General features: G+C 71.0%; 17 protein-coding genes. 9 read left to right on the top strand and 8 right to left on the bottom strand.

The window, feature by feature from the left end; all coding sequences use genetic code 11:
• Window positions 1-150 precede the first annotated feature (150 nt).
• The gene (locus OC490_RS06510) at window positions 151-1,956 is read left to right on the top strand and encodes a ricin-type beta-trefoil lectin domain protein (RefSeq protein WP_410098585.1); all 1,806 of its coding nucleotides are present in this window, start codon (window positions 151-153) and stop codon (window positions 1,954-1,956) included.
• A 3-nt stretch (window positions 1,957-1,959) separates the two neighbouring features.
• Here OC490_RS06510 and OC490_RS06505 read toward each other — a convergent pair whose 3' ends face one another.
• The 4 genes from OC490_RS06505 to OC490_RS06490 all read right to left on the bottom strand — a co-directional run bounded on the left by OC490_RS06505 (window position 1,960) and on the right by OC490_RS06490 (window position 5,976).
• The gene (locus OC490_RS06505) at window positions 1,960-2,451 is read right to left on the bottom strand and encodes a universal stress protein (protein WP_262056848.1); all 492 of its coding nucleotides are present in this window, start codon (window positions 2,449-2,451) and stop codon (window positions 1,960-1,962) included.
• A gap of 16 nt (window positions 2,452-2,467) precedes the next feature.
• Complete coding sequence (locus OC490_RS06500; protein WP_262057184.1) at window positions 2,468-3,718, bottom strand: arsenic transporter; 1,251 nt, start codon at window positions 3,716-3,718, stop codon at window positions 2,468-2,470.
• 70 nt (window positions 3,719-3,788) lie between these two features.
• Window positions 3,789-4,490, bottom strand: coding sequence for a DUF4232 domain-containing protein (locus OC490_RS06495; RefSeq protein WP_262056847.1), 702 nt, complete (start codon window positions 4,488-4,490; stop codon window positions 3,789-3,791).
• A gap of 112 nt (window positions 4,491-4,602) precedes the next feature.
• Window positions 4,603-5,976, bottom strand: coding sequence for a serine/threonine-protein kinase (locus OC490_RS06490; protein WP_262056846.1), 1,374 nt, complete (start codon window positions 5,974-5,976; stop codon window positions 4,603-4,605).
• A 46-nt stretch (window positions 5,977-6,022) separates the two neighbouring features.
• Here OC490_RS06490 and OC490_RS06485 point away from each other — a divergent pair, with 46 nt between their 5' ends.
• A complete protein-coding gene (locus tag OC490_RS06485; protein ID WP_262056845.1) occupies window positions 6,023-6,574 on the top strand; it encodes an RNA polymerase sigma factor in 552 nt (183 codons plus the stop codon).
• A 3-nt stretch (window positions 6,575-6,577) separates the two neighbouring features.
• Here the strand turns inward: OC490_RS06485 and OC490_RS06480 are convergent, their stop codons facing one another.
• On the bottom strand, window positions 6,578-8,953 hold the full coding sequence (locus OC490_RS06480; protein ID WP_262056844.1) for a SpoIIE family protein phosphatase: 2,376 nt from the start codon (window positions 8,951-8,953) through the stop codon (window positions 6,578-6,580).
• A gap of 268 nt (window positions 8,954-9,221) precedes the next feature.
• On the opposite strand from OC490_RS06480, the gene OC490_RS06475 reads away from it, so the two are divergent.
• Together OC490_RS06475 and OC490_RS06470 are read left to right on the top strand one after the other, a co-directional pair.
• Complete coding sequence (locus OC490_RS06475) at window positions 9,222-12,320, top strand: glycoside hydrolase family 2 TIM barrel-domain containing protein (RefSeq protein ID WP_262056843.1); 3,099 nt, start codon at window positions 9,222-9,224, stop codon at window positions 12,318-12,320.
• A 171-nt stretch (window positions 12,321-12,491) separates the two neighbouring features.
• Window positions 12,492-14,735, top strand: coding sequence for a glycoside hydrolase family 9 protein (locus OC490_RS06470; protein ID WP_262056842.1), 2,244 nt, complete (start codon window positions 12,492-12,494; stop codon window positions 14,733-14,735).
• A gap of 185 nt (window positions 14,736-14,920) precedes the next feature.
• On the opposite strand, the gene OC490_RS06465 is transcribed toward OC490_RS06470, so the two are convergent.
• Both OC490_RS06465 and sigJ read right to left on the bottom strand, forming a co-directional pair.
• A complete protein-coding gene (locus tag OC490_RS06465) occupies window positions 14,921-16,387 on the bottom strand; it encodes a cytochrome b (protein ID WP_262056841.1) in 1,467 nt (488 codons plus the stop codon).
• Window positions 16,384-17,310, bottom strand: coding sequence for an RNA polymerase sigma factor SigJ (gene sigJ / locus OC490_RS06460; RefSeq protein WP_262056840.1), 927 nt, complete (start codon window positions 17,308-17,310; stop codon window positions 16,384-16,386). Before sigJ ends, OC490_RS06465 begins: the two co-directional genes overlap by 4 nt.
• Window positions 17,311-17,477: 167 nt before the next feature.
• Between sigJ and OC490_RS06455 the strand changes: the two genes are divergently transcribed.
• The 4 genes from OC490_RS06455 (at window position 17,478) to OC490_RS06440 (ending at window position 20,405) form a co-directional block, all read left to right on the top strand.
• Window positions 17,478-19,091, top strand: coding sequence for a DHA2 family efflux MFS transporter permease subunit (locus tag OC490_RS06455; RefSeq protein WP_262056839.1), 1,614 nt, complete (start codon window positions 17,478-17,480; stop codon window positions 19,089-19,091).
• Window positions 19,088-19,699: a hemerythrin domain-containing protein gene (locus OC490_RS06450; protein WP_262056838.1), complete on the top strand. Its 612-nt coding sequence runs from the start codon at window positions 19,088-19,090 to the stop codon at window positions 19,697-19,699. Before OC490_RS06455 ends, OC490_RS06450 begins: the two co-directional genes overlap by 4 nt.
• A gap of 82 nt (window positions 19,700-19,781) precedes the next feature.
• The gene (locus OC490_RS06445; RefSeq protein WP_019068554.1) at window positions 19,782-20,027 is read left to right on the top strand and encodes a hypothetical protein; all 246 of its coding nucleotides are present in this window, start codon (window positions 19,782-19,784) and stop codon (window positions 20,025-20,027) included.
• A gap of 3 nt (window positions 20,028-20,030) precedes the next feature.
• Window positions 20,031-20,405 carry a toxin Doc gene (locus OC490_RS06440; protein ID WP_262056837.1) on the top strand — a complete coding sequence of 125 codons (375 nt, stop codon included), beginning with the start codon at window positions 20,031-20,033 and terminating at the stop codon, window positions 20,403-20,405.
• 3 nt (window positions 20,406-20,408) lie between these two features.
• Here OC490_RS06440 and OC490_RS06435 read toward each other — a convergent pair whose 3' ends face one another.
• Complete coding sequence (locus OC490_RS06435; protein WP_262056836.1) at window positions 20,409-21,281, bottom strand: helix-turn-helix transcriptional regulator; 873 nt, start codon at window positions 21,279-21,281, stop codon at window positions 20,409-20,411.
• A gap of 135 nt (window positions 21,282-21,416) precedes the next feature.
• Between OC490_RS06435 and OC490_RS06430 the strand changes: the two genes are divergently transcribed.
• Window positions 21,417-22,304 (top strand): oxidoreductase, encoded by an 888-nt coding sequence (locus OC490_RS06430; protein ID WP_262056835.1) that lies wholly within the window; start codon window positions 21,417-21,419, stop codon window positions 22,302-22,304.
• Window positions 22,305-22,522: the final 218 nt, after the last annotated feature.

Genomic DNA, 22,522 nt, shown 5'->3' with positions numbered 1-22,522 from the left:
GTACGCCACTCCCCTTGCTTCAAAAGAGCTGCCCCAGGCGGATGTTGGAGTTGCCATCAATCGGACGGGCGGACCCTGTCGGCTCGTCGGCGCAGTCGCATACCCGCCGGTATGGACTATATTCCGCGTTTCACCTGGAGGAATGCAGCCGTGACGGACCCAGGTCCCTCGAATTCCCCGACTTCCGCTCACCACTTCGAAGTGACCGACGAGCAGCTCAGCGCCGAGCTGAAGAAGTGGACGGGGACGACGCCAGCGCTGCAACCGGTCGGCGAACTGCTGGACCGGCACTGGGAAGCCGCCTTCGCCTATGCGGGGCTGTGCACCGACGGGCCGCACCACGCCGGAATGCTCACCACGGCCGCTTTCACCCGGCTCTTCGGAGAATCCCTGCGGCAGTCCGGACCGACCGCGGCCTGGCGGCCCCAGGTGCTCGTCACCGTCCGCCGTATCGCCGCGGAATGGGACACCGACCGCCGCCAGGAAATGCTCCACCCCGACCTGCGCTCGGCGGCCGGCGACGGCGACCGCGTCGCGGCCCGGCTGCTCCCCGTGCCCGAACGGCGCCTGCTCTCCCGGGCGTTCCAGCGGCTGCCCCAGACCGCTCGCACCCTGCTGTGGCACCTGGAGGTGGAGTCCGAGCCGGCCGCGATAGCCGCCGGACTCGTCGGACTCGACGAGGAGGGCGCCCGCATCGAACTCGGGCGCGCCGTCGTGCGGTTGCGCGAGGAATGCCTCCTGGTCCACCGCGAACTCGCCCACGACGACGAGTGCCAGCTCTACATCCGGCTCCTGGACGTCACCTTCCGGCGCGGCGGCGCGGAGGTCGACCCGGACCTCGGTATGCACCTCACGGTGTGCAAGCACTGCCGGCACACCGCCGACCAGCTGAACCAGTTCAACGCCGGACTCGGCGTGGCGCTCGCCGAAGCGGTTCTCGGCTGGGGCGCACGCGCCTACCTGGAGGTCAGGGCCGGCAGCCGCAACCTGCCCGCCCAGGTGTCGTCCGCCCCCACCGAACTCGCCCTGCGCTCCGGCCCGCGCCGCGGCGAACTCAGAACGGCCCACAAGGCGGCCCGCCGCGTCCGCCGCCGCAACCTCACCGCGGCCGTGCTGACCGTGAGCGGACTGGTCGTCCTCCCGCTCGTCCTGTGGTCCGCCGGCGGCTCCGGCGGTGCCAAGAGCACGACCGAGAACCAGGCCACCGGCGCCTCCGGCGCAGGCAAGGAGTCCGCCAACCCCTCCTGGGTCGGCGCCAACGACACCACGCAGGGCACACTCAGCGGCCGGCTGCACAACGTGGACTCCGGCCTGTGCATCGGCATCGTGGGCAACAAGCCCCTCAAGGGCGCCGAGGCCGAACTGCAGACCTGCTCGTCGTCGGCCGGCCAGCAGTGGTCGTACGAGACCGACGGACAGCTGCGCAGCACCGTGGACCCCGGCCTGTGCCTCGACTCGCACCTCGCCTACGAGGTACAGCTCGCCCCCTGCACGGGCACGTCCTCGGCGACAGCGAAGAACATCCGCTACGACTTCACGCTTCAGGGCATCCTCGTACCGCGCTGGAACCAGGACCAGGCACTGACCCCCGCCTCCACGGACGGCGGCGGTGCGCTCGTCCTGAAGACGCGGGCGGACGACACGGCGCAGCGCTGGGTCTTCGACACCTCGAAGGCCGACCCGCAGATGCAGGTCGTCAACTGGGACACCGACAGCACCGACTCGCCGGCCGCCACCACCAAGAAGGCGTCCCCGACGGCTACGCCCACCCCGAAGGCCACACCCACCCCGACGCCGAGCGCGTCGACGCCGCAGTCCACGCCCACGACATCCGCGCCGACCGCCTACTGCGGCTACTACCCGTCCTACTGCTCGGGCGGCGGCCAGGGCGGTTGGTCCGGAGGCGGCGGATACGGCGGGGGCGGGTACGGCGGCGGCTACTACGGCGGCCACTGAACCTCAGTGGTGCGGCGGTGGTGGAGGCGGCAGGGTCGAGATGCCCGGCGCCGCCTCCGGCCACACCAGCAGTACCGGACAGGGCGCGTGATCGACGGCGAACCGGACGGCGGGCCCGAGACTGTGCGGGCCGAGCCGGGCCCGGTCGCCGTCGCGGGCCAGCACCAGCAGATCCGCGTCTCCGGCGGCGGCCACCACCTCCCGCTCCACCCGCCCGGCCCGCTCCACCCGTTCGCACGGCCGCCCGAGCCGCTCGGCCGCCGCGTCCAGCAGCTCCGCCGCGGACGTGCTGCCCAGATCCTCCAGCCGGGTCCCCGGATCACGCGCCGGACCACCCCGCCCGAGCAGCCCCGCGAACGCCCCGTGCGCGAGACCGGGCACATCGGGGCCGCTGACATGCAGCAGCACCACCTCGGAATCCTCCGGCGCATGCGTCCGTACGGCGTCCACACAGGCGGGCCAGGTGCCCTCGACCAGCCAGGCGATCACACGCATTCGGTCTCCCTCGGTGTCAGAGAACCTGGAGCGACACCCACAGTGCCACCGTCGCGGGGACCAGCGCCGACGGCACGGCGAGCAGCCCCAGCTTCGTGAACTCCTTGAGATCCACGCCGTGTTCGTGCTGATGCACGATCCGCCGCCACAGCAGCGTCGCGAGCGACCCGGCGTAGGTCAGGTTCGGCCCGATGTTCACCCCGAGCAGCACGGCGAGCACGGCCCCCGGCCCGGACTGCGCGGTCAGCGGCAGCAGAACCAGCACGGCCGGCAGGTTGTTGATGAGATTCGCCAGTACGGCGGCCAGCGCGGCGATCCCGAGCAGGGCCGCGATCCCGGTCCCGCCGGGCAGCAGGTGCCCGAGCGCGTCGGAAAGCCCGTTGTCCACCACCGCCCGCACCACGATCCCGAGCGCCAGCACGAACGCCAGGAAGGACGGCGCGGCGGCCCGCACGACCGTCAGCGGGGTCGCCTGCCGTCGTAGCAGCGCCCGGCCGGCGAGGACGAGCGCCCCCGCCAGCGCGGCCCACGCCGGGTCGATGCCGATCGCGGAGGTCAGTACGAACCCGGCGAGCGTGCAGGCGACCGTCGCCAGCGCGAACACCGGCAGCCCGGGCGTGTCGCCGGAGGCCGGCGAGGGCGCTGCCGCCGACAGATCGCGGGCGAAGAACCTGTGGAACACCAGGTACTCGGCGCCGATCGCCACCAGCCACGGCAGCGCCATCAGCCCGGCGAACCTGGTGAAGCTCAGACCGCTCGCCGCGAACGCGAGGAGGTTCGTGAGGTTGGAGACCGGCAGGAGCAGCGAGGCCGTGTTCGACAGATGCGTACAGGCGTAGACGTGCGGCTTGGGCCTGACCCCCATCCGGGACGCCGTCGCGAACACGACCGGCGTCAGCAGCACGATGGTGGCGTCGAGGCTGAGTACGGCAGTGATCGCGGAGGCCAGCGCGAACACCGCCGTCAGCAGCCGGCCCGGGCTGCCCTTCGCCCACTCGGCCATCCACGCCCCGCAGGCCCGGAACAGGCCCTCCACATCGCAGAAGTGGGCCAGCACCAGCACCGCGGCCAGAAACCCGACCACCGGCCCGAGCTGCTCGGCCTCGGCCCGCGCGTGGTCGAGCGAGATCGCCCCGGTGGCCACGGCGATCCCGGCGGCCGGGACCGCCATCACCGCCTCCGGCCACCCGAAGGGACGGACGACGGCCCACACGAGGACGGCGACGAGCAGGACGACGGACAGGGTTTCGGCGAGCGGGGTGTTCAGGGGACGGTCCTCCGGGACGCGGGCAGTGGTGCCCGCCCCATGTAACCAGGCCCCGGTGCCAAGCCCGCGATCAGGCGCCCGTGCCCGCGCTGAACACCGTCAGCCGCACCGACGACGAGTTGCCCGACACGGGCACCGCGCCGTTCGTCCACTTCACGTGCAGCGTGTCCTGCTCGTCGGGCGGGGTCACCGCCAGCCAGCTGGGGGTCGCCGTCTTCGCGCCGCTGATCTCCGGGTTGGAGAAGGTCAGGCCCGCCCAGGCGCTCTGCCCGGGCTTCAGCGTGACCGTGGTGGCGGTGCTGCTCGTCTCGCGCTGCGGGTCGTCGCCCAGCTGTGTGCCGGACGCGTTCAGGAACGCGGCGCCGGGAAAGCCGCGCACCGTGCAGGTACGGCCGGAGGTGTTGGTGAGGACGATCGGGAAGTTCTCCTGCCCGGCCCCCGGGTCGTTGCCGCCCACCGTGGCCTTCAGCTCGGAGGTGTGGCACCGGCTGCTGCTGGTGACGCCGGAGCCGGACGAGGTGGACGTGGCGGAACCCGACGGGGTGGCGGCCGAGTTCGAACCGGTGGCGGTGTCACTGCCGCTCGACGAGGAGACCGCCGTGCCGGACCCGTCGGCCGAGGGGTCGCCGCCGGCGGGCGCGGCCGTACCCGACTGGGTCTGCGGGCTGCTCACCGTGCCGCTTCCGTCGCCGCAGGCCGTCGTCAGGCCCAGTACGGCGACCGCGCTCACGAGCAGGGCCGCCCGGCGCAGGGACTGGGACGTGTTCGCCATCTTCAACACTCCTGGTGGTTCACCCCACAGCGCCTCGCGCGCTGTCACAGGGGTCCGATGCGCGTGCGCACCGAAAGGTTCGCGGGATCGACGACTTTCTTACGACAGTGGATCAGGTGACCCGGAGCGAGCGGAGTATCCGCGAGGTCGCGTCGCCGCTGTGCTGCCGTATCTGGACGTACACCTGCGGCTGCGCCGTGGCGCCGACCATGCGCAGCGCGGTCTCCGAGAGGGTGCCGGTGCCGCCCGAGCAGTCGCTCCAGGTGCGGATCGTGCCGCGCCAGGTGGCGCTGGAGTAGGCGTGGCTGCCGTCGTAGTGGCAGCCGGAGTGGGCGATGCCGTCCACCTCGGTCGTCACGTTGCCGTGCTCGCTCAGGCCGATGAACACGCCGTTCACGTCCGCCGAGAGGTCCGGCCACTTCGCCAGGTCGTCGGCGACGGCCAGCCCCGGTTCCTGCCCGGCGCTCAGTCCGATCGAGTGCGGATCCCAGCCCGAGTCGCGCAGCTGACGGCCCCACGCGCCCGGCACCTCGACCACCACCCGACCGGTGCTGTCCTTGACCGTCAGTACCGAACTCCCGGACGACGACGGCAGGTTCAGCACCGCCACGCCCGTCCCGGCGGCCACGACGACGAACAGTCCCGCCATCATCGCGACTCCCCGGTGCCGGCCGTGCGGCTTGTGCGCCGGGGCGGCCTCGGCGGCCAGCCGCTCCAGCTCCTCCGCGAACGCCCGCGCCGTCGGCCAGCGCCGCTCCCGGTCGGGCTCCAGCGCCCGCAGCAGGGCCCGCTGCACCTCGGGGGAGAGATCGGGCCGCAGCCGGTCCGGCCGTACGACCTGGCCGGGCGCCCCCGGGACCGTGCCGGTGATCATCTCGTAGCCGAGCGCGCCCAGGCTGTACACATCGGCCCGCTCGTCGATGCCCGAGCCGGGCTGCGCCTGCTCCGGCGGCTGATAGCCCGCCGAACCCGCGGCCAGGGTGAGACCCGAGGCCTGCGCCAGGCTCTTCGCCAGGCCCAGGTCGGCCAGCAGGACCCGCGCGGTGCCGTCCGGGGCGGTGCGCAGCAGCACATTGGTCGGCTTGATGTCCCGGTGCACGATCCCCGCCTCGTGCAGCGCGGCGGCACCCCGGGCGGCCAGCGCGGTCAGCCGCAGCACCTCGGGCACGGGCAGCGGACCGGCGGCGAGCAGATCGGCGAAGGTGCCGGCATCGGCGTACTCCATCACGAAGTACGGCCGTCCGTCGGGCAGTTCACCGATGTCGTAGACCTGCACCACCCGGTTCGAACCGGCCCTGCGCAGCAGCCGGGCCTCGGAGAGGAAGCGCTCGCGGATGTCCATGCGGTGCGCCCAGTTGTCGGCGAGGACCTTCACGGCCACCGGGGCTTCGAGCTCGTCGTCGTGCGCGAGCCAGACCGTGCCGAACGCGCCGCTGCCCAGGCGGCGTTCAAGGCGGTAGCGGCCGATCTGTTCGACGTAGTGCATGGGACTATCATGCCTGCTCGGAGATCGAGGCGGAGGAGTGGATCCAGTGCACGACACGGCGCCGACCGAGGAGCTGGCCAGGCGCGCGGCAGCCGGTGACACGGCCGCACTCGACGCGCTGCTCAGGTCGATCCAGCCCGACGTGGTGAGGCGGTGCGGGCGGTTCCTGCCGTGCCGGGAGGACGCCGAGGAGGCCGCGCAGGACGTACTGCTGCAAGTCGCCCGGAAGATCGGCACGTTCGAGGGCCGCAGCCTCTTCAGCACCTGGCTCTACACGGTCGTCGCCAACGGCGCCCGGCAGAAGTACCGCGAGCTGAAGCGGCGGGCCGCCGAGCAGCCGGCCGTGATCGATGTCACCCAGCATGTCGACCCGCGCACCACGAGTGTGATCGCCGGGTCGAAGATCGACCTCCTTGAGGCGATCGAGCGCCTTGAGCGGGAGTCCCCGCACCTGGTCGAACCGCTGGTGTACCGGGACATCTGCAAGCTGGAGTACGCCGAGATCGCCGAGCGCCTCGGCATCCCGCTCGGCACGCTGAAGTCCCGGCTGCACGAGGCCCGCCGCCAGGTCAGGCCCTGGCTGACCGACCTGTCCTGACGCTCAGCCCTCGTCGAAGAGCGACAGCTCCGCCCAGATCGTCTTGCCGTCGGCCGTGTGCCGGCTGCCCCAGCGCTGGGTGAGCTGGGCGACCAGCAGCAGCCCGCGCCCACCCTCGTCCCAGGTCTTGGCGCGGCGCAGATGCGGGGCCGTGTGGTTGGTGTCGGAGACCTCGCAGATCAGCGTGGTCGCGTCATGGATGAGCCGGAGCCGGATGGGGTGTGCGCCGTAGCGGATGGCGTTGGTGACCAGCTCACTCACCACCAGTTCGGCGGTGAACCCGGCCTCGCTCATGTTCCAGGTGTCGAGCTGTTCGACGACCTGCTTGCGGATCGGGGCGACCAGTGACGGGTCGGCCGGGATGTCCCAGGTGGCGACCTGCTCGGCGGGCAGCCCCTGGGTGCGGGCCAGCAGCAGGGCCACGTCGTCGGCGGCACCGCCGGGCGGGAGTACGGCGTGCAGGATCCGGTCGCAGGTCTCGTCCAGGGAGTCCGAGGAGGCGTACAGCGCGTCGAACAGCAGCCGGTGACTGTCGTCGAGGTCCCGGTCGCGGTTCTCGATCAGCCCGTCGGTGTACAGCGCGAGCACGGTGCCCTCGGGCAGCTCGAACTCGGCCGACTCGAAGGGCAGTCCGCCCAGGCCGAGCGGCGGGCCGGCGGGCAGGTCCACGTGCTCGGGCGGGCCGCCGGGCCGGATCATGATCGGCGGCGGATGCCCGGCCCGGGCCAGTGTGCAGCGCCGGGACACCGGGTCGTACACCGCGTACAGACAGGTCGCGCCGACCTCACCCGGGTTGCCCTCGCCGCCGGCCTCCGCGGACAGCCGTACGACCAGGTCGTCGAGGTGGGTCAGCAGTTCGTCCGGGGCCAGGTCGATGTCGGCGAGGGTGCGGACGGCCGTGCGCAGCCGGCCCATGGTGGCGGAGGCCTGGATGCCGTGGCCGACGACGTCCCCGACGACCATGGCGACCCGCATCCCGGACAGCGGGATCACATCGAACCAGTCGCCGCCGACCCCGGCGCGCGCCGCGGGCAGATAGCGAGAGGCGGCCTCCAGGGCGGCCGTGCGCGGCAGTTTGCGGGGGAGCAGGCTGCGTTGGAGGGCCAGCGCGGTCTCGCGTTCGCGGGAGAAGCGGCGGGCGTTGTCGATGCAGACGGCGGCCCGGGCGGTGACCTCCTCGGCCAGCAGCACGTCGTCCTCGGTGAACGGGTCGATGCGCCGGTAGCGGGTGAGGACCGCCACGCCGAGGGTGACCCCGCGGGCCTGGATCGGTACCGCCATCGAGGAGTGGATGCCGTACTCCTGGACGCGCCTGGTGCGGGTCCTGTCCCAGGCCAGCCAGAGTTCGAGGGCCCGGTCGGAGGCAACCAGGGTGCGGCCCGCCACCAGCGCGTCGGCCTGCGGGGACTGGGTGGGGTACAGGTCCGACTGGCCCGGCTTGGCGACGGCCTCGGGGCTGCCCTGCTGCACCGACTGGTGGGCGGTACGGCGCAGTCGCACCGGTGCGGTGATCGCGCTCGGGAGTTCACCGCCGTGCTCCTGCGGGTCCAGCAGGTCGATGCTGACGAAGTCGGCCAGGGCCGGCACGCAGACATCCGCGAGCTCCTGGGCCGTACGGGTGACGTCGAGGGTGGTGCCGATGCGGACGCTCGCCTCGTTGACCAGTTGCAGCCGCTCGCGCGCGAGGTAGTTCTCGGTGAAGTCGTGCGCGGCCAGACACACGCCCCGCACCTGTCCCTCGGCGTCGGTGATCGGCGCCATCCGGGCCAGCCAGGCGTGCGCGGCGTCCTCGCCGCCGGTGCGCATGTAGATCTGGAAGTCCTGGGCGGTGCCGGAGGTGAGCACGAGCAGCATGTACTGCTCCAGCTCCGCGCTCTGTGTCTTGCCGCCGATCTCGGTGATCCGCAGGCCCTGGATGCGCTCCTCGGGCAGACCGATCACCTCGGCCATCGCGTCGTTGACCCGGCTCAGCCGCAGCCGCTCGTCGTAGACCGCGATGGCGCACGGCGACTGGGTCAGCGCGGCGGTCGCCAGGGGGTCCTCGGCAGCGTGCGGGCCGCCGCCCTCCAGGGGTGTCACCACGAGCCAGTCGCCCGGCCCGCCGTCCCGGGGGTGCCGATGGTGGGCCAGCAGCCACACCGGCACGGCACGGCCGTCCTGGTGCCAGAGCGTGACGGTGCCGTCCCAGCGGGCACTGGTGGGGACCGGGAGGGCCCCGGCGCCACCGGCCAGCAGCCGTACGGCCGGGCGGCCCACGACCTCGGTCGCGGTGTGGCCGAGGAGTCGCTGTGCCCCTTCGTTCCACTCCACCAGAGTGCCCGCGTCGTCGATGACAACCCGCGCCGTCGCGGCATCGTCGAACGGGTAGACCGGTCTCATCGTCGCCACTCCATCGCGCGCACTCACAGTGAACAACCACGCCACTTGTGTTCCAGCCTAGTGCGTCACAGTCCCGCGCGGACGAGAACCCCCAGCCCCGGGGAGCCAGGACCTGTCCGGCGGATCAAGGGCGAAAACCGGTCGAAGTGGCGCACGGGACGGGTGATCGCCCCCCGCACCCTTGACGGCCCGGCATGGCACCCCGTCAGAATCTGTTCGGTCACGATCAGTTGTGAGTACTTCTGGGCCCTGATGAGGGAGAGCCGCCATGACGGTCACTCGCAGATCGGTTTTGATCGCTTCTACGGCCGCGCCGACGGCCGTGTCACTCCTGGCCACCCCGGCCGCACGAGCCGTCGGCGCCACGGCGGGCGCGTCCGGCCGCCACACCGTCGCCCTGCGGGACGGTTGGCGCTTCGCGCTGGTCAACCCGGGCGGGATCACCGACCCGACCGGCGCCTACGTGGACGCCGCCGCACCGGACTACGACGACTCGGCCTGGCGCGAGGTCGCGGTCCCCCACGACTGGAGCATCGAGCAGACCCCCACCACGGCGAACGGCACCACCAGCGGCACCGGCTTCTTCCCCGGCGGCCTCGGCTGGTACCGGATCGCCTTCACCCTGCCGCCGGCCTTCGCGGACAAGCGGATCTCGGTGGAGTTCGACGGCGTCTACATGGACTCGTACGTCTACTGCAACGGCACGCAGGCCGGTCAACACCCCTACGGATACACGGGGTTCGCCTTCGACCTCACCGGACTGCTGCACACCGACGGCAGCACGGAGAACGTCGTCGCCGTCAAGGTGCAGAACCAACTGCCCAGCAGCCGCTGGTACTCGGGCAGCGGCATCTACCGCGAGGCCCGGCTGGTGATCACCGAGCCGGTGCACGTCGAACGCTGGGGCACATACGTCACGACGCCGGACATCACCGCCGAGCGGGCCGTCGTACGCGTAGGGACAACCGTGCAGAACGAGTCGGGCACCGCCGGCGAGGTCGAGATCGGATCGCGGATCGTCGACCCCGGCGGCCGGACCGTGGCCCGCGCCACCTCCACCGTGAGTGTCTCCGACCGCAGCACCGAGACCCATGAACTCACCGTCCCCAAGCCCAAGTTGTGGGACATCGAGACACCGGACCACCGCTACACCCTGGAGACCGAACTGCGCGTGGGCGGCAAGCGGGTCGACACGCACCGCACGACCTTCGGCATCCGCAGCTACCGCTTCGACCCCGACGAGGGCTTCTCCCTCAACGGAACCCCCGCCAAGATCAAGGGAGTCGACCTCCACCACGACCAGGGCGCCCTCGGCTCCGCGATCAGCCTCGACGCCGTGCGCAGGCAGTTGAGCATCATGAAGTCGATGGGCGTCAACGCCTTCCGCACCTCCCACAACCCGCCCTCGCCGCAGATCATCGAGGCCTGCGAGGAGTTGGGCATCGTGATGATGGTCGAGGCCTTCGACTGCTGGCACACCGGCAAGACGACCTACGACTACCACCGGTTCTTCGACGACTGGTGCGAGTCGGACGCCACCGAGATGGTCCGCGCCGCCCGCAACTCGCCCGCTGTGGTGCTGTGGTCCATCGGCAACGAGATCCCCGACTCGACCGCCACCGCCGGGCTGGCCATGGCCGACCGCATCATCGGCGCCATCAAGGCGGCGGACGACACCCGGCCGGTGGTCATCGGCTCGAACAAGTACCACGGGGTGCCCGCCAAGGGCTCCGCCGCCGACCTCATGCTCGCCAAGCTCGACGGACTCGGCCTCAACTACAACACCGCCAAGTCGGTTGACGGCCTGCACGCGGCCTATCCGAACCTGTTCCTCTTCGAGTCGGAGTCCTCCTCGGAGACCTCGACACGCGGCGCCTACCAGGAGCCGGAGCACCTGAACACCGGCGAGAACTACACGCCCGGCAGGCGGGACACGTCCTCGTACGACAACAACCTCGCCTCCTGGACGATGAGCGGCGAGTACGGGCACAAGAAGGACCGCGACCGGAAGTGGTTCGCGGGCCAGTTCCTGTGGTCCGGCATCGACTACATCGGGGAACCCACGCCGTACAACGTGTTCCCGGTCAAGGCGTCCTTCTTCGGCGCGGTCGACACGGCGGGCTTCCCGAAGGACATGTACCACCTCTTCCGCAGCCAGTGGACGGCCGGGCCCATGGTCCATCTGGTGCCGATGACCTGGAACCACGAGCCGGGCGACACGGTCGAGGTCTGGGCCTACGCCAACGTCGACACCGTCGAGCTGTTCCTCAACGGAAGGTCCCTGGGGACCCGGACGTTCGACACCAAGAAGACCACCGACGGCCGCACCTATCTGGAGACCACCGAGGCCACCGGCGACGACAAGACCTTCACCACCGGCCCCTACCCCGGCAGTTACACGAGCCCGAACGGCAGCGCCGGCAAACTCCACCTCGGCTGGAAAGTGCCGTACGAGCCGGGCGAGTTGAAGGCGGTGGCGAGCAGCGGCGGCAGGACGGTGGCGACGGACGTGCTGCGCACGGCTGGTGCCGCGCATGCCGTGCGTCTCACGGCTGACCGCAAGTCCCTTGCCGCCGACGGCCGTTCACTGGTCTTCGTGACCGCCGAGGTCGTCGACGCCCATGGTGTCGTGCTGCCCGACGCCGAGGACCTCATCGCCTTCGAGGTGCGGGGCGGTTCCCTGGCCGGGCTGGACAACGGGCGGGAGGAGAGCGCCGAGCGCTACCAGGCGAGCACCCGAACCGCCTTCCACGGCAAGGCACTTGCGATCGTGCGGTCCGGGACGCGGGCGGGCGCGCTGAAGGTGACGGCGCGCGCGGAGGGCCTGCGGACCGGCACGGTGACCGTGCGTACGACACCCGCCCGGGACGTGGCCGCGACACCTGCGCAGCACTTCGAGGCCGACTACCCGGCACCCCCGAACTACCCTGCGGCGGATGCCAGTTACTCGGGCCGCCCCGACACCCTCCCGGCCGCCGTGCTCGACGGCGATGCGGCCACCGGCTGGTCCAACGCCTTCGCCAAGTCGGCCACGGCCCTGCTGCCCGCCTTCAGCGGCGCCCGTGAGAAGGACTGGGTGTCGGTGGACTGGGGGAGGGCGCGGCCCTTCGACCGGGTGGAGGTGTCGTTCACCGTGGACGCGACGCACAGTCTGCCCGCGGCGGTGGCCGTGGCGGTGTGGGACGACGGTCAGTGGGCGTCGGTCGCGGGGACGGCCGTCGACTGGGCCACTGCCTCGGACAGTCCGACCGTCGTCACCTTCGAGGCCGTGCGCGGCTCCCGGCTGCGGCTGACGTTGACCAGTAGCCGTCCAGGGGTGGCCCAAGGGGCGGTGCGGATCAGCAAGTTGGAGGCTCCCGCCGGATAGCGGGCGGACGCTCGGTCACGGTCCGGACGGGAATCTGGCCTGTCCGGACCGTTGACGGGATGTCATGTCTCGAACAGCATGACCAGCGTCCTGTGCATCTGGGAGCGCTCCCATCGTCTGTCGTCCGACGGGTTGCCGGAGTGCGCCCCCGCCTCACCGAGGAGCCCAGACGTGAAACGACGCAGAACGACCCTGCTCGCCGCCACGGCCCTGCTCGCGGCGGCCCTCACCACCCTGCCGGCGGGCCCGGCCGGAGCCGACGAGGTCGAACAGGTCAGGAACGGCACCTTCGACACCACCACCGCACCCTGGTGGACGACGAGCAACGTCACCGCGGGCCTGTCCGACGGACAGCTCTGCGCGGATGTGCCCGGCGGCACGACCAACCGCTGGGACGCCGCCGTCGGCCAGAACGACATCACGCTGGTCAAGGGCGAGTCGTACAAGTTCGCCTTCACGGCGTCGGGTTCGCCCGCTGGGCATGTGGTGCGGGCCGTTGTCGGGCTGTCCGTATCGCCGTACGACACCTACTACGAGATCAGTCCCGAGCTGAGCACGTCGGGCAACTCCTCTTCGTACACGTTCACTTCACCCGTCGACACCACGCAGGGGCAGGTCGCATTCCAAGTCGGCGGGAGCACGGACTCCTGGCGCTTCTGCATGGACGACGTGTCGTTGCTGGGCGGGGTGCCGCCCGAGGTGTACGAGCCGGACACCGGACCGCGTGTGCGAGTCAACCAGGTCGCGTATCTGCCGGGCGGGCCGAAGAACGCGACGCTGGTGACCGCGTCGACGGCCGTGCTGCCCTGGGAGTTGAAGAGCGCGGCGGGTGCGGTGGTCGCGCACGGCCGGACCGTGCCGCGTGGTACCGACGTGGCGTCCGGGCAGAACGTGCAGTCCATCGACTTCGGTGCGTACCGCGGGCACGGCGAGGGCTTCACGCTGGTGGCGGACGGCGAGACGAGCCGGCCCTTCGACATCGGGACCGCCGCCTACGAGCGGTTGCGGCTCGACTCGTTGAAGTACTACTACACGCAGCGCAGCGGCATCGCGATACGCGACGACCTGCGCCCCGGCTACGCCCGCCCGGCCGGTCACCTGAACGTCGCCCCCAACCAGGGCGACGCGAACGTGCCCTGCCAACCGGGCCTGTGCGACTACACACTTGACGTGACCGGCGGCTGGTACGACGCGGGGGACCACGGCAAGTACGTCATCAACGGCGGTATCTCCACCTGGGAGTTGCTGAGCACCTACGAACGCTCACTGCTGGCCCGCACCGGACAGCCCGCGAAGCTGCGCGACGGAACCCTCGCCATCCCGGAGAGCGCCAACAAGGTGCCAGACGTGCTCGACGAGGCCCGCTGGGAGCTGGAGTTCCTGCTGAAGATGCAGGTGCCGGACGGTCAGCCGCTGGCGGGCATGGCCCACGACAAGGTCCACGACGAACAGTGGACCGGACTGCCGCTGCTCCCGAGCCAGGACCCGCAGAAGCGCGAACTGCACGCGCCGACCACGCAGGCGACGCTCAACCTGGCGGCCACGGCGGCGCAAGCGGCCCGCCTGTACCGGCCCTACGACCGCGAGTTCGCCGCGAAGGCACTGAAGGCGGCGCGGAAGGCATGGGCGGCGGCGCTCGCGCACCCCACGGTGTACCCGGACCCGAACGACGGCACCGGTGGCGGCGCCTACCCCGACGACAATGCCACCGACGAGTTCTACTGGGCGGCGGCCGAGCTGTATCTCACCACGGGGGAACGGCAGTTCGCCGACCACGTCGTCAACTCGCCCCTCAACACCGCCGACATCTTCGGCGGCCTCGGCTTCGACTGGGCTCGGACGGCCGCCCTCGGCCGACTCGACCTCGCCACCGTCCCCAGCCGACTGCCCGGCCGCGACCAGCTCCGCCGCTCGGTGATCGAGGGCGCGGACACCTACCTCGCCACGCTGCGAACGCAGCCGTACGGCATGCCGTACGCACCGCCCGGCAACCTCTACGACTGGGGCTCCAACAGCCAGATCCTCAACAACGCGCATGTCATCGCCACCGCGTACGACCTCACCGGCGCCGCGAAATACCGTGACGGCGCACTCCAGAGCATGGACTACATCCTCGGCCGCAACGCCCTCAACATGTCGTACGTCACCGGCTACGGCGAGGCCAACTCCCACAACGAGCACAGCCGTTGGTACGCCCACGAACTCGACCCGAACCTGCCGAACCCGCCGAACGGGACCTTGGCGGGCGGCCCCAACTCCTCCATCCAGGACCCCTACGCACAGAGCAAACTCACCGGCTGCGTCGGCCAGTTCTGCTACATCGACGACATCCAGTCCTGGTCGACGAACGAGACGGCGGTGAACTGGAACGCGGCGCTGGCCTGGATGGCCTCGTTCGCGGCGGATCAGGGATGATCTCCGGATGAGCAGATTCGCCGAGGTCGTCGTCCGGCGCGGGATGGGCCACCGAGTTCGAGCGCATGCGCCCAGAGGCGTTCCCGCCCGATCCGGGCTGCCTTCTGCGGACGGACCAGGACCGCGAGCTGCCCGAGCGGATCCCGGAGCACCTCCGGGATCCGCGGCCGGCCTGGTAGCGGGCGTCAGGGCTCGCGTTCCACGAGTTCCCTGGGGCGTTTGTGCGCGGTCAGCGTGTGCAGTTCAGCCTGGTCGAGCGGCCGGTGTATCTCCACGTACTCACCGTGCGGCAGCCGCTTGATCACGCCCGTCTCGCGGCCGTGCAACACCAGTTCCGCGTCCCGGAGTTGGAGGCCCAGACAGATGCGGCGGGTGATGACGAACGCGAGGACCGGGACGGCGAACACCGCCACCCGCACCATCCACGTCACCGTGTTGATCGACAGATGGAGGCGGGTCGCCACGATGTCGTTGCCGCCGCCCGCCAGGAGGATCAGGTAGAGGCTGATCCAGGCGACCCCGAGGCCTGTGCGGTTGGGACGGTTGCGGGGGCGGTCCAGGAGATGGTGTTCGTGTTTGTCGCCCGTCCGCCAGGACTCCAGGAACGGATACGCGCCGATGAGGACGAGGAGGAGCGGGAACACCACGATCGGGATCAGTACGCCCAGGACCAACGTGTGGCCCCACAACGTGACTTCCCAGCCCGGCATCACACGGACCAGGCCCTCCGCGAAGCCCAGGTACCAGTCGGGCTGGGCGCCCGTGGAGACCTGGTCGGCGCGGTAAGGGCCGTAGGACCAGACGGGGTTGATGGACGCCACCGCCGCGAGGAGGGTGAGCGCGCCGAAGACGAGGAAGAAGAAGCCGCCCGCCTTCGCCAGGTACACCGGCATGAACGGGGAGCCCACCACGTTGCGTTCGGTGCGGCCGGGGCCCGCGAACTGGGTGTGCTTGTGGTAGACGACCAGGAGGAGATGGACGACCACGAGGGCCGCCATGACGCCGGGGATCAGCAGCACGTGCAGCGAGTAGAAGCGGGACACGATGTCGTGGCCGGGGTACTCGCCGCCGAACAGGAACATCGACAGATACGTGCCGACGACCGGGACGGACAGCAGCGCGCCGTCGACGAACCGCATGCCCGTGCCCGACAGCAGGTCGTCCGGGAGCGAGTAGCCGAAGAGGCCCTCGAACAGGCCGAGGAACAACAGGGTCCAACCGAACAGCCAGTTGAGCTCGCGCGGCTTGCGGAACGACCCCGTGAAGAAGTGCCGCATCATGTGCGTCAGCATCGCGGCGATGAACACCAGCGCCGCCCAGTGGTGCAGCTGCCGCACCAGCAGCCCGCCGCGCACGTCGAAGCTGAGGTGCAGCGTCGAGGCGTAGGCGTCGGACATTTGGATGCCGTTCAGGGGGACGTAACTCCCGTGGTACGTCACCTCGTTCATGGAGGGGTGGAAGAAGAGGGTCAGATACACGCCGGTGAGGATCAGCACCACGAAGCTGTAGAGGCAGATCTCGCCGAGCAGGAACGACCAGTGGTCCGGGAACACTTTGCGCAGATACTGCTTGCCCAGCGCGTAGATGCCGAGCCGGCCGTCGAACCAGTCGGCGACGCGCTCGCCCGGCGAGGAGTCGGAAGGGGTGGTCACTGGTCCTCCTCGTCGTCCTTGCGCACGTGCGTGAGCTTCTCGGGGTTGGTCACGATGTAGACCCCGGACACCTGGTCGCCCTCGGGTGTGAGGTCCATGACCATCACCGCGTACGGCGCGTCGCCCTCGAACAGCACGGCCGCGTCGTCGCCGTTGACACGCCGGTAGGTCAGCTCCAGGTCCTGCGGACCGCGGCGCCCGCCCGCGAAGGAGTTGATGAGGCGGACGGCCTTGTCCCGCCCGTGCACCGGGCGAAGTCCCGCCGGCTTCCGGTTGCCCCCGCTGTCCGTCCACACCGTGACGTCCGGCGCGAGGATCTCCATCAGCGAGGCGATGTCCCCGCCGATCGCGGCCCGCACGAACCGTTCCGTCGCCTCCCGCCGCACCCGGGGATGCGCCTCGTACAACGGCCGCCGCGCGTGCACATGGGCCCGCGCCCGGTGCGCGAGCTGCCGTACGGCGGCCGGGGTGCGGTCGATGATGTCCGCGATCTCGGTGTGGGCGTACCCGAACACCTCGTTGAGGACGAAGACCGCCCGTTCCAGCGGGCTCAGCGACTCCAGCACCACCAGCATGGCCAGCGAGACCGACTCGGCGCGCAACGCCGGGTCGACGGGCTCGTCCGCCGGGCCGAGCAGCGGTTCCGGCAGCCACGGGCCGACGTAGGTCTCGCGGCGGCGGCTGATCGTGGCGCGGCGCCGCAGCGCGTGGTTGACGGCGATCCGGACGAGATAGGCGCGCCGGTTGGTGATGGTGTCGAGCGGGGAACTGCGGGCGCGCGCCGACCAGGACAGCCAGGTCTCCTGCAGGACGTCGTCGGTGTCGGCGACGCTGCCCAGCATGTTGTAGACGAGGCTGAACAACAGCTCCCGATGGTCCATGAAGTCATCGGTCGCCTCTTCGGTGACAGCGATCTCGGACATACCTGCGCCTCCCCAGTGCGTGCTCACTACTGCGAGGGGTGCCGGGCGTCGGAATGTGACAGCCGAGGGGGTGAATGTGACGTACGTCTCCGCGTATGCGCGCCGTGTCACCCCCGCCGGTCGCCCCGGCCTCTTGACCGCGAGTCCTACGCAAGGAGACCGACATCGTGTTCAAGAAGTGGCACGGCAACCCCTGGGCGATCCTCGTCACGCTCTCGCTCGGGTTCTTCATGACCCTCCTCGACCTGACGATCGTGAACATCGCGATCCCCCAACTCGGAGCAGACCTCGACGCGTCCCTGGACGAGATCCTGTGGGTCGTCAACGCCTACACCTTGGCGCTGGCCGTCCTGCTGATCACCGGCGGACGTCTCGGCGACCTGCGCGGCAAACGCAATCTGTTCGCCGCCGGAGTCGCCCTGTTCACCCTGGCCAGCCTCGCCTGCGGACTCGCGCAGGACCCGGCGCAGCTCATCGGGTTCCGCGCGGTGCAGGGCCTGGGCGCGGCGCTGCTCATGCCGCAGACCCTGTCGATCATCACCGAGGTGTTCCCGGCCGACCGGCGCGGTGTCGCGATGGGTATCTGGGGCGCCGTGGCAGGGGTGTCCGGCGCGCTCGGCCCGATCCTCGGCGGGGTGCTGATCACCCATCTGTCCTGGCGGTGGATCTTCTTCGTCAACCTGCCGATCGGCGCGCTGGTGCTCGTGCTGACCATGGCGATCATCCCGGGAGCCCGGCGCACGGTACGGCGCCGCTTCGACACCCTCGGTGTCACTCTCGCCTCAACTGCCCTGTTCTGCCTGGCCTTTGGGCTGACCGAGGGGCAGCGGTACGACTGGAACGCCTGGATCTGGAGCCTGTTCGGCGCGGCGGCCGTCCTCTTCGTGGCGTTCCTGCTGCACGAGCGCGGACAGCAGTCCGGTGAACCCCTGGTCCCCTTCTCGCTCTTCCGGGACCGGAACTTCACGCTCATCAACTTCGTCGGCGTCACCGTGTCGTTCGGCGTGGTCGGCATGTTCCTGCCCCTGACGATCTATCTGCAGTCGGTGCTCGGCTTCAGCGCCCAGAAGGCGGGACTGGTCCTGTTGCCCGTCGCCCTCGGCTCGTTCGTCATGGCGGGACCCGCCGGAGCCCTCGCGGGTCGGCTCGGCGGCAAGTTCATCCTGATGGGCGGGCTGCTCGCCTGGGCGGGCGGACTGGTCTGGGTCGTCGGTGTCGCGGACGTCGGCGCGGGCTGGTCGACCATCGCCTTCCCGCTCTTCCTCACCGGCCTCGGCGTCGGCTGCACCTTCGCCCCCATGGCCACCGAGGTCATGCGAGGCGTCCCGCCCCGGCTCGCCGGCGCCGCCTCCGGAGTCACCAACGCGCTGCGCCAGGTCGGTTCGGTGCTCGCCGGTGCCGTCATCGGCGCGGTGCTCCAGGCCCAGCTGGCCTCCGCCCTGACCGAACAGGCCCGGGCCCGGGCCGGTCAACTCCCCACCGCCTACCGGGAGTCCTTCGTCTCCGCGTTCTCCAGGTCCGAGTCCGACATCGGCGCCGGGCAGCAGGGCGGTGCTCCGGCCGGCGTCCCGCACGGCATCGCCGAGCGCATGCGCGCCCTCGGCGGCCAGGTCTTCGGCCACGGCTTCGTCCACGCCATGGGACCCGCCGTGTACGTCGCCGTCGCCGTGCTGCTGACCGGCGCGCTCGCCTGTCTCGCCGTACGACGGCACCGGGGGCCGTCCGCGAACCCGCACGCCCTGCCCGTGTCCGGGCCCGAACTGGAGGAAGCCGCACGATGACCATCGACTTCACGCCCATGTACGCGTCCCACGACGCCTTCCGGCGCGACCTGGAGCGGCTCGCCGGGGCGGTCGCGGACGGCAGGGCGCACACCGATCCGGTCCTCGCCGGGTGGGAGAACTTCAAGCACCAGCTCCACATCCACCACACCGCCGAGGACAGCGACCTGTGGCCGCGGGTCCGGGCGCGGATCGGAGGCCGTTCGCGGGACCTCGGGATGCTGGACGAGATGGAGGCCGAACACGCCCGTATCGACCCGCTGTTGGCCGCCGTGGACGTCGCGCTGGCCGACCGGGCCTTCGAACTCCCCGATCTGGTACGCGCGTTGCGGGCAACCCTCGACGATCACCTCAAGCACGAGGAGGACAGCGCGCTGCCGTTGATGGGGGAGGTGCTGACCGACGCGGACTGGGCCGCCTTCACCGGGCGGCTGCGGGAGACACAGGGCCTGCGCGGGGCCGCGGTGTTCGTCCCGTGGCTAGTCGACGGGGTGTCGGCGGTGGACCGGGCACGGTTCCTGGGGGCGTTCCCGCCACCGGTGCGGGTGCTCAACCGGGTCTTCTGGGAGGGGAGTTATCGGCGCAGGGGGCTGTGGTCGACGCGCTAGGACGAGGCCGCCCGGTACCGGCGGGCGTGCCTCCTGACCAGGCAGTATTTACGGGTAAGTACCCGAGCGGTACCGTGAGGTCATGCCAGCTCTCAACGTGGAGTTCAGCGATCGCGAGCTAGAGGACCTGCGGCAGATCGCCAAGGAGCGCGGTACGTCGATGAAGGCCCTCGTCCGGGAGGCCGCCGCCGCCGACATCGCCCGGCACCGGGCGCTGCAGGAGGGGGCCGAGGCCTTCCGCCGGTTCTTCGCGACGCACGCCGACGAGTTCGCCGCGGCCTTCCCGGAGGACGAACCGGCGGCGAAGGGCGAGGGGCGGGTCGCCTGACGCATGCCCGTCATCCATATCGACGTGCCGTGGCTCCTCCAGCGCCATGAGGAAGTCCTGCCGGAACAGCCCACCATCAACGACTTCTCGGCGTTGGTGGCGGCCGTCGCCCGGCACCGCGTCGACCCGCCCCGCCTCGGTGTCGACTCCGACCCGGCCTGGCGGGCCACCGCCCTGCTGCACACCCTCGCCCTGCTCAAGCCCCTGCCGTCCGCCAACGCCCGCTTCGCCTGTGCCACGGCGGTCGCCTACATGTTCGTCAGCGGCGTCGGCATCGATCCGCCGTACGGCGCGCTCGTCGATCTCGCCCGCGACCTGATCTCCGGGAAGACGGACGTGTACGGCGCGGCGGAGCGGCTGCGTTCCTGGCAGATCTGAGCGTCACCGGTCCTCGTGCGCCGGTGACGTCTCCTCGGGTACGCCGTCTCCGGACACGGCGAGGCTGCCCAGCAGACCCAGCAGTTCCGCGCTGCGGCTGCCCGGTTCGGCGTGGAAGACGACCACGCTCAGCGCGTCCGTGCCCGGGATCTCGAACTTGTTCGACCGCAGCTCGAAGTCGCCGACCAGCGGATGGCTGAGGAGGCTGATCCGGCCGACCATCGGCCGTACCTCGTGCCGACTCCACAGCAGCCGGAACCGCTCGCTGCGCACGGACAGCTCGCCCACCAGCTCCACCAGCCGCGGATCGTCGACGTCCGGACCGATGTGGCCGCGCAGCGTCGCCACCCCCTCGGCGGTCAACTCCTCCCAGTCGCGCCGCAGTTCGCGTTCGGCGGGGTCGAGGAACACCGCCCGCAACAGGTTCACCCCCGGCACGTAGCTCGGGGACACCGCCCGGCACAGCGCGTTGGCCGCGAGACAGTCCGTGAACCGGTTCTGCACATACGCCGGATGCCCCGACCAGGTGTCCAGCAGTTCACGCACGCTCGCCGGCACCGCCTCGGGTCTTCTGGCCCGCCTGCGGGACGCGGCCGGCCGCTCCGGCTGCGCCAGGCTCAGCAGATGGGCACCCGCGGCGGCGTCGAGGCGCAGCACCCGGGCCAGCGCCTCCAGCACCTGCGTCGACGGGTTGCGGTCCCGGCCCTGCTCAAGGCGTAGGTAGTAGTCGGAGCTGATACCGGCCAGCAGGGCGACCTCCTCCCGGCGCAGCCCCGGCACCCGCCGCAGCCCGCCGCCGCTCAGGCCCACGTCCTCGGGCCGGACCCGCTCCCGGCGGGCCCGCAGAAACTCGCCGAGCGCGTTCTTGCTGTCCACACCCACCACCGTAGATCCGAATCCGCGCAGGTGGGTGTCCCCGTCACTACCAGGAACATCCGGGTACTGCCTGCCCGGCCGCCACGGGCGCAGAGTCGACGCCAGGACCGACCACCTACCGAAAGGCGCACCACCATGGCCGACACCGTTTCCGGCGGCACCCTCACCCCGGCGGAGGGCCTCACCCTCACCCGCATGGGATACGGCGCCATGCAACTGGCCGGCGCCCACGTCTTCGGCCCGCCGAAGGACCGCACCGAAGCGGTGGCCGTCCTCCGCGAGGCCGTCGAGCGGGGCATCACCCACATCGACACCAGCGACTTCTACGGCCCGGTCGTCGTCAACGAGATCATCAAGGAGGCCCTCCACCCCTACCCGGACGACCTGCACATCGTGACCAAGGTCGGCGCCCGGCGCGGCCCCGACGGCAGCTGGATCATGTCCCGCCACCCCGAGGACCTCAAGGCGCAGGTCTACGACAACCTCCGCAACCTCGGGCTCGACGCGCTGGACGTGGTCAACCTCCGGGTCGGCGCCCAGGACAGCGCCGACGAGGAGTCGATCGGCGAGAAGTTCGGCGCCCTGGCCGAGCTGCGGAAGGCGGGGCTGATCCGGCACCTCGGGCTCAGCACTGTCTCCGCCGCCCAGCTGGCCGAGGCGCAGGCCGTCGCCCCGGTCGTCACCGTGCAGAACCTCTACAACCTGGCCAACCGGCAGGACGACGCCCTCGTCGAGCGGTGTGCCGCGGAGAACATCGCGTTCGCTGCGTACTTCCCGCTCGGTGGCTTCACCCCGCTGCAGTCGAAGACCCTCGCCGAGGTCGCCGCCCGGCTGGACGCCTCGCCCCAACAGGTCGCCCTGGCCTGGCTGTTGCAGCGCTCGGCCACCACCGTCCTGATCCCGGGCACTTCGTCCCGCGCCCATCTGCGCGAGAACATCGCCGCCGCGGACCGGGTGCTGCCCACCGACGCGATCGCCGAACTCGACACCATCGGTGGCGAGGCCGAGGCCGAGGCTCGGTGAAGGGAGGGCGGGGGTGGGCCGCCCCCGCCCTCGGGGCCGCCGACCGAGGGCGGGAGGAGCAGGGTCGGCGGCCGTTTGGCGCGGGAGAGCCGCCGTCCAGCGCGTGGCCTCCGAGAAGGGCCGATTCCAGTGGACCGCTCTGTGCCGTGCGCCGGGAGCGTGCGCGACGCACCGGAGTGTGCACGTGGTTCACACGGGGCGCATGGATAGTCGAAAGC

Origin of the sequence: Streptomyces sp. STR69, from assembly GCF_024519455.1 — a bacterium.
In the GTDB taxonomy this organism is placed as follows: domain Bacteria; phylum Actinomycetota; class Actinomycetes; order Streptomycetales; family Streptomycetaceae; genus Streptomyces.
Note: the sequence above shows the minus strand (reverse complement) of the source record. Positions and strands in the feature narration are given on the sequence as shown.

Bases quoted from the DNA above. Each gene is read 5' to 3' on its own strand.
- OC490_RS06505 (WP_262056848.1), bottom strand. From the start codon at position 2,451: ATGCGTGTGATCGCCTGGCTGGTCGAGGGCACCTGGCCCGCCTGTGTG.
- OC490_RS06495 (WP_262056847.1), bottom strand. From the start codon at position 4,490: ATGGCGAACACGTCCCAGTCCCTGCGCCGGGCGGCCCTGCTCGTGAGC.
- OC490_RS06490 (WP_262056846.1), bottom strand. From the start codon at position 5,976: ATGCACTACGTCGAACAGATCGGCCGCTACCGCCTTGAACGCCGCCTG.
- OC490_RS06480 (WP_262056844.1), bottom strand. From the start codon at position 8,953: ATGAGACCGGTCTACCCGTTCGACGATGCCGCGACGGCGCGGGTTGTC.
- OC490_RS06475 (WP_262056843.1), top strand. From the start codon at position 9,222: ATGACGGTCACTCGCAGATCGGTTTTGATCGCTTCTACGGCCGCGCCG.
- sigJ (WP_262056840.1), bottom strand. From the start codon at position 17,310: ATGTCCGAGATCGCTGTCACCGAAGAGGCGACCGATGACTTCATGGAC.
- OC490_RS06450 (WP_262056838.1), top strand. From the start codon at position 19,088: ATGACCATCGACTTCACGCCCATGTACGCGTCCCACGACGCCTTCCGG.
- OC490_RS06445 (WP_019068554.1), top strand. From the start codon at position 19,782: ATGCCAGCTCTCAACGTGGAGTTCAGCGATCGCGAGCTAGAGGACCTG.
- OC490_RS06440 (WP_262056837.1), top strand. From the start codon at position 20,031: ATGCCCGTCATCCATATCGACGTGCCGTGGCTCCTCCAGCGCCATGAG.
- OC490_RS06430 (WP_262056835.1), top strand. From the start codon at position 21,417: ATGGCCGACACCGTTTCCGGCGGCACCCTCACCCCGGCGGAGGGCCTC.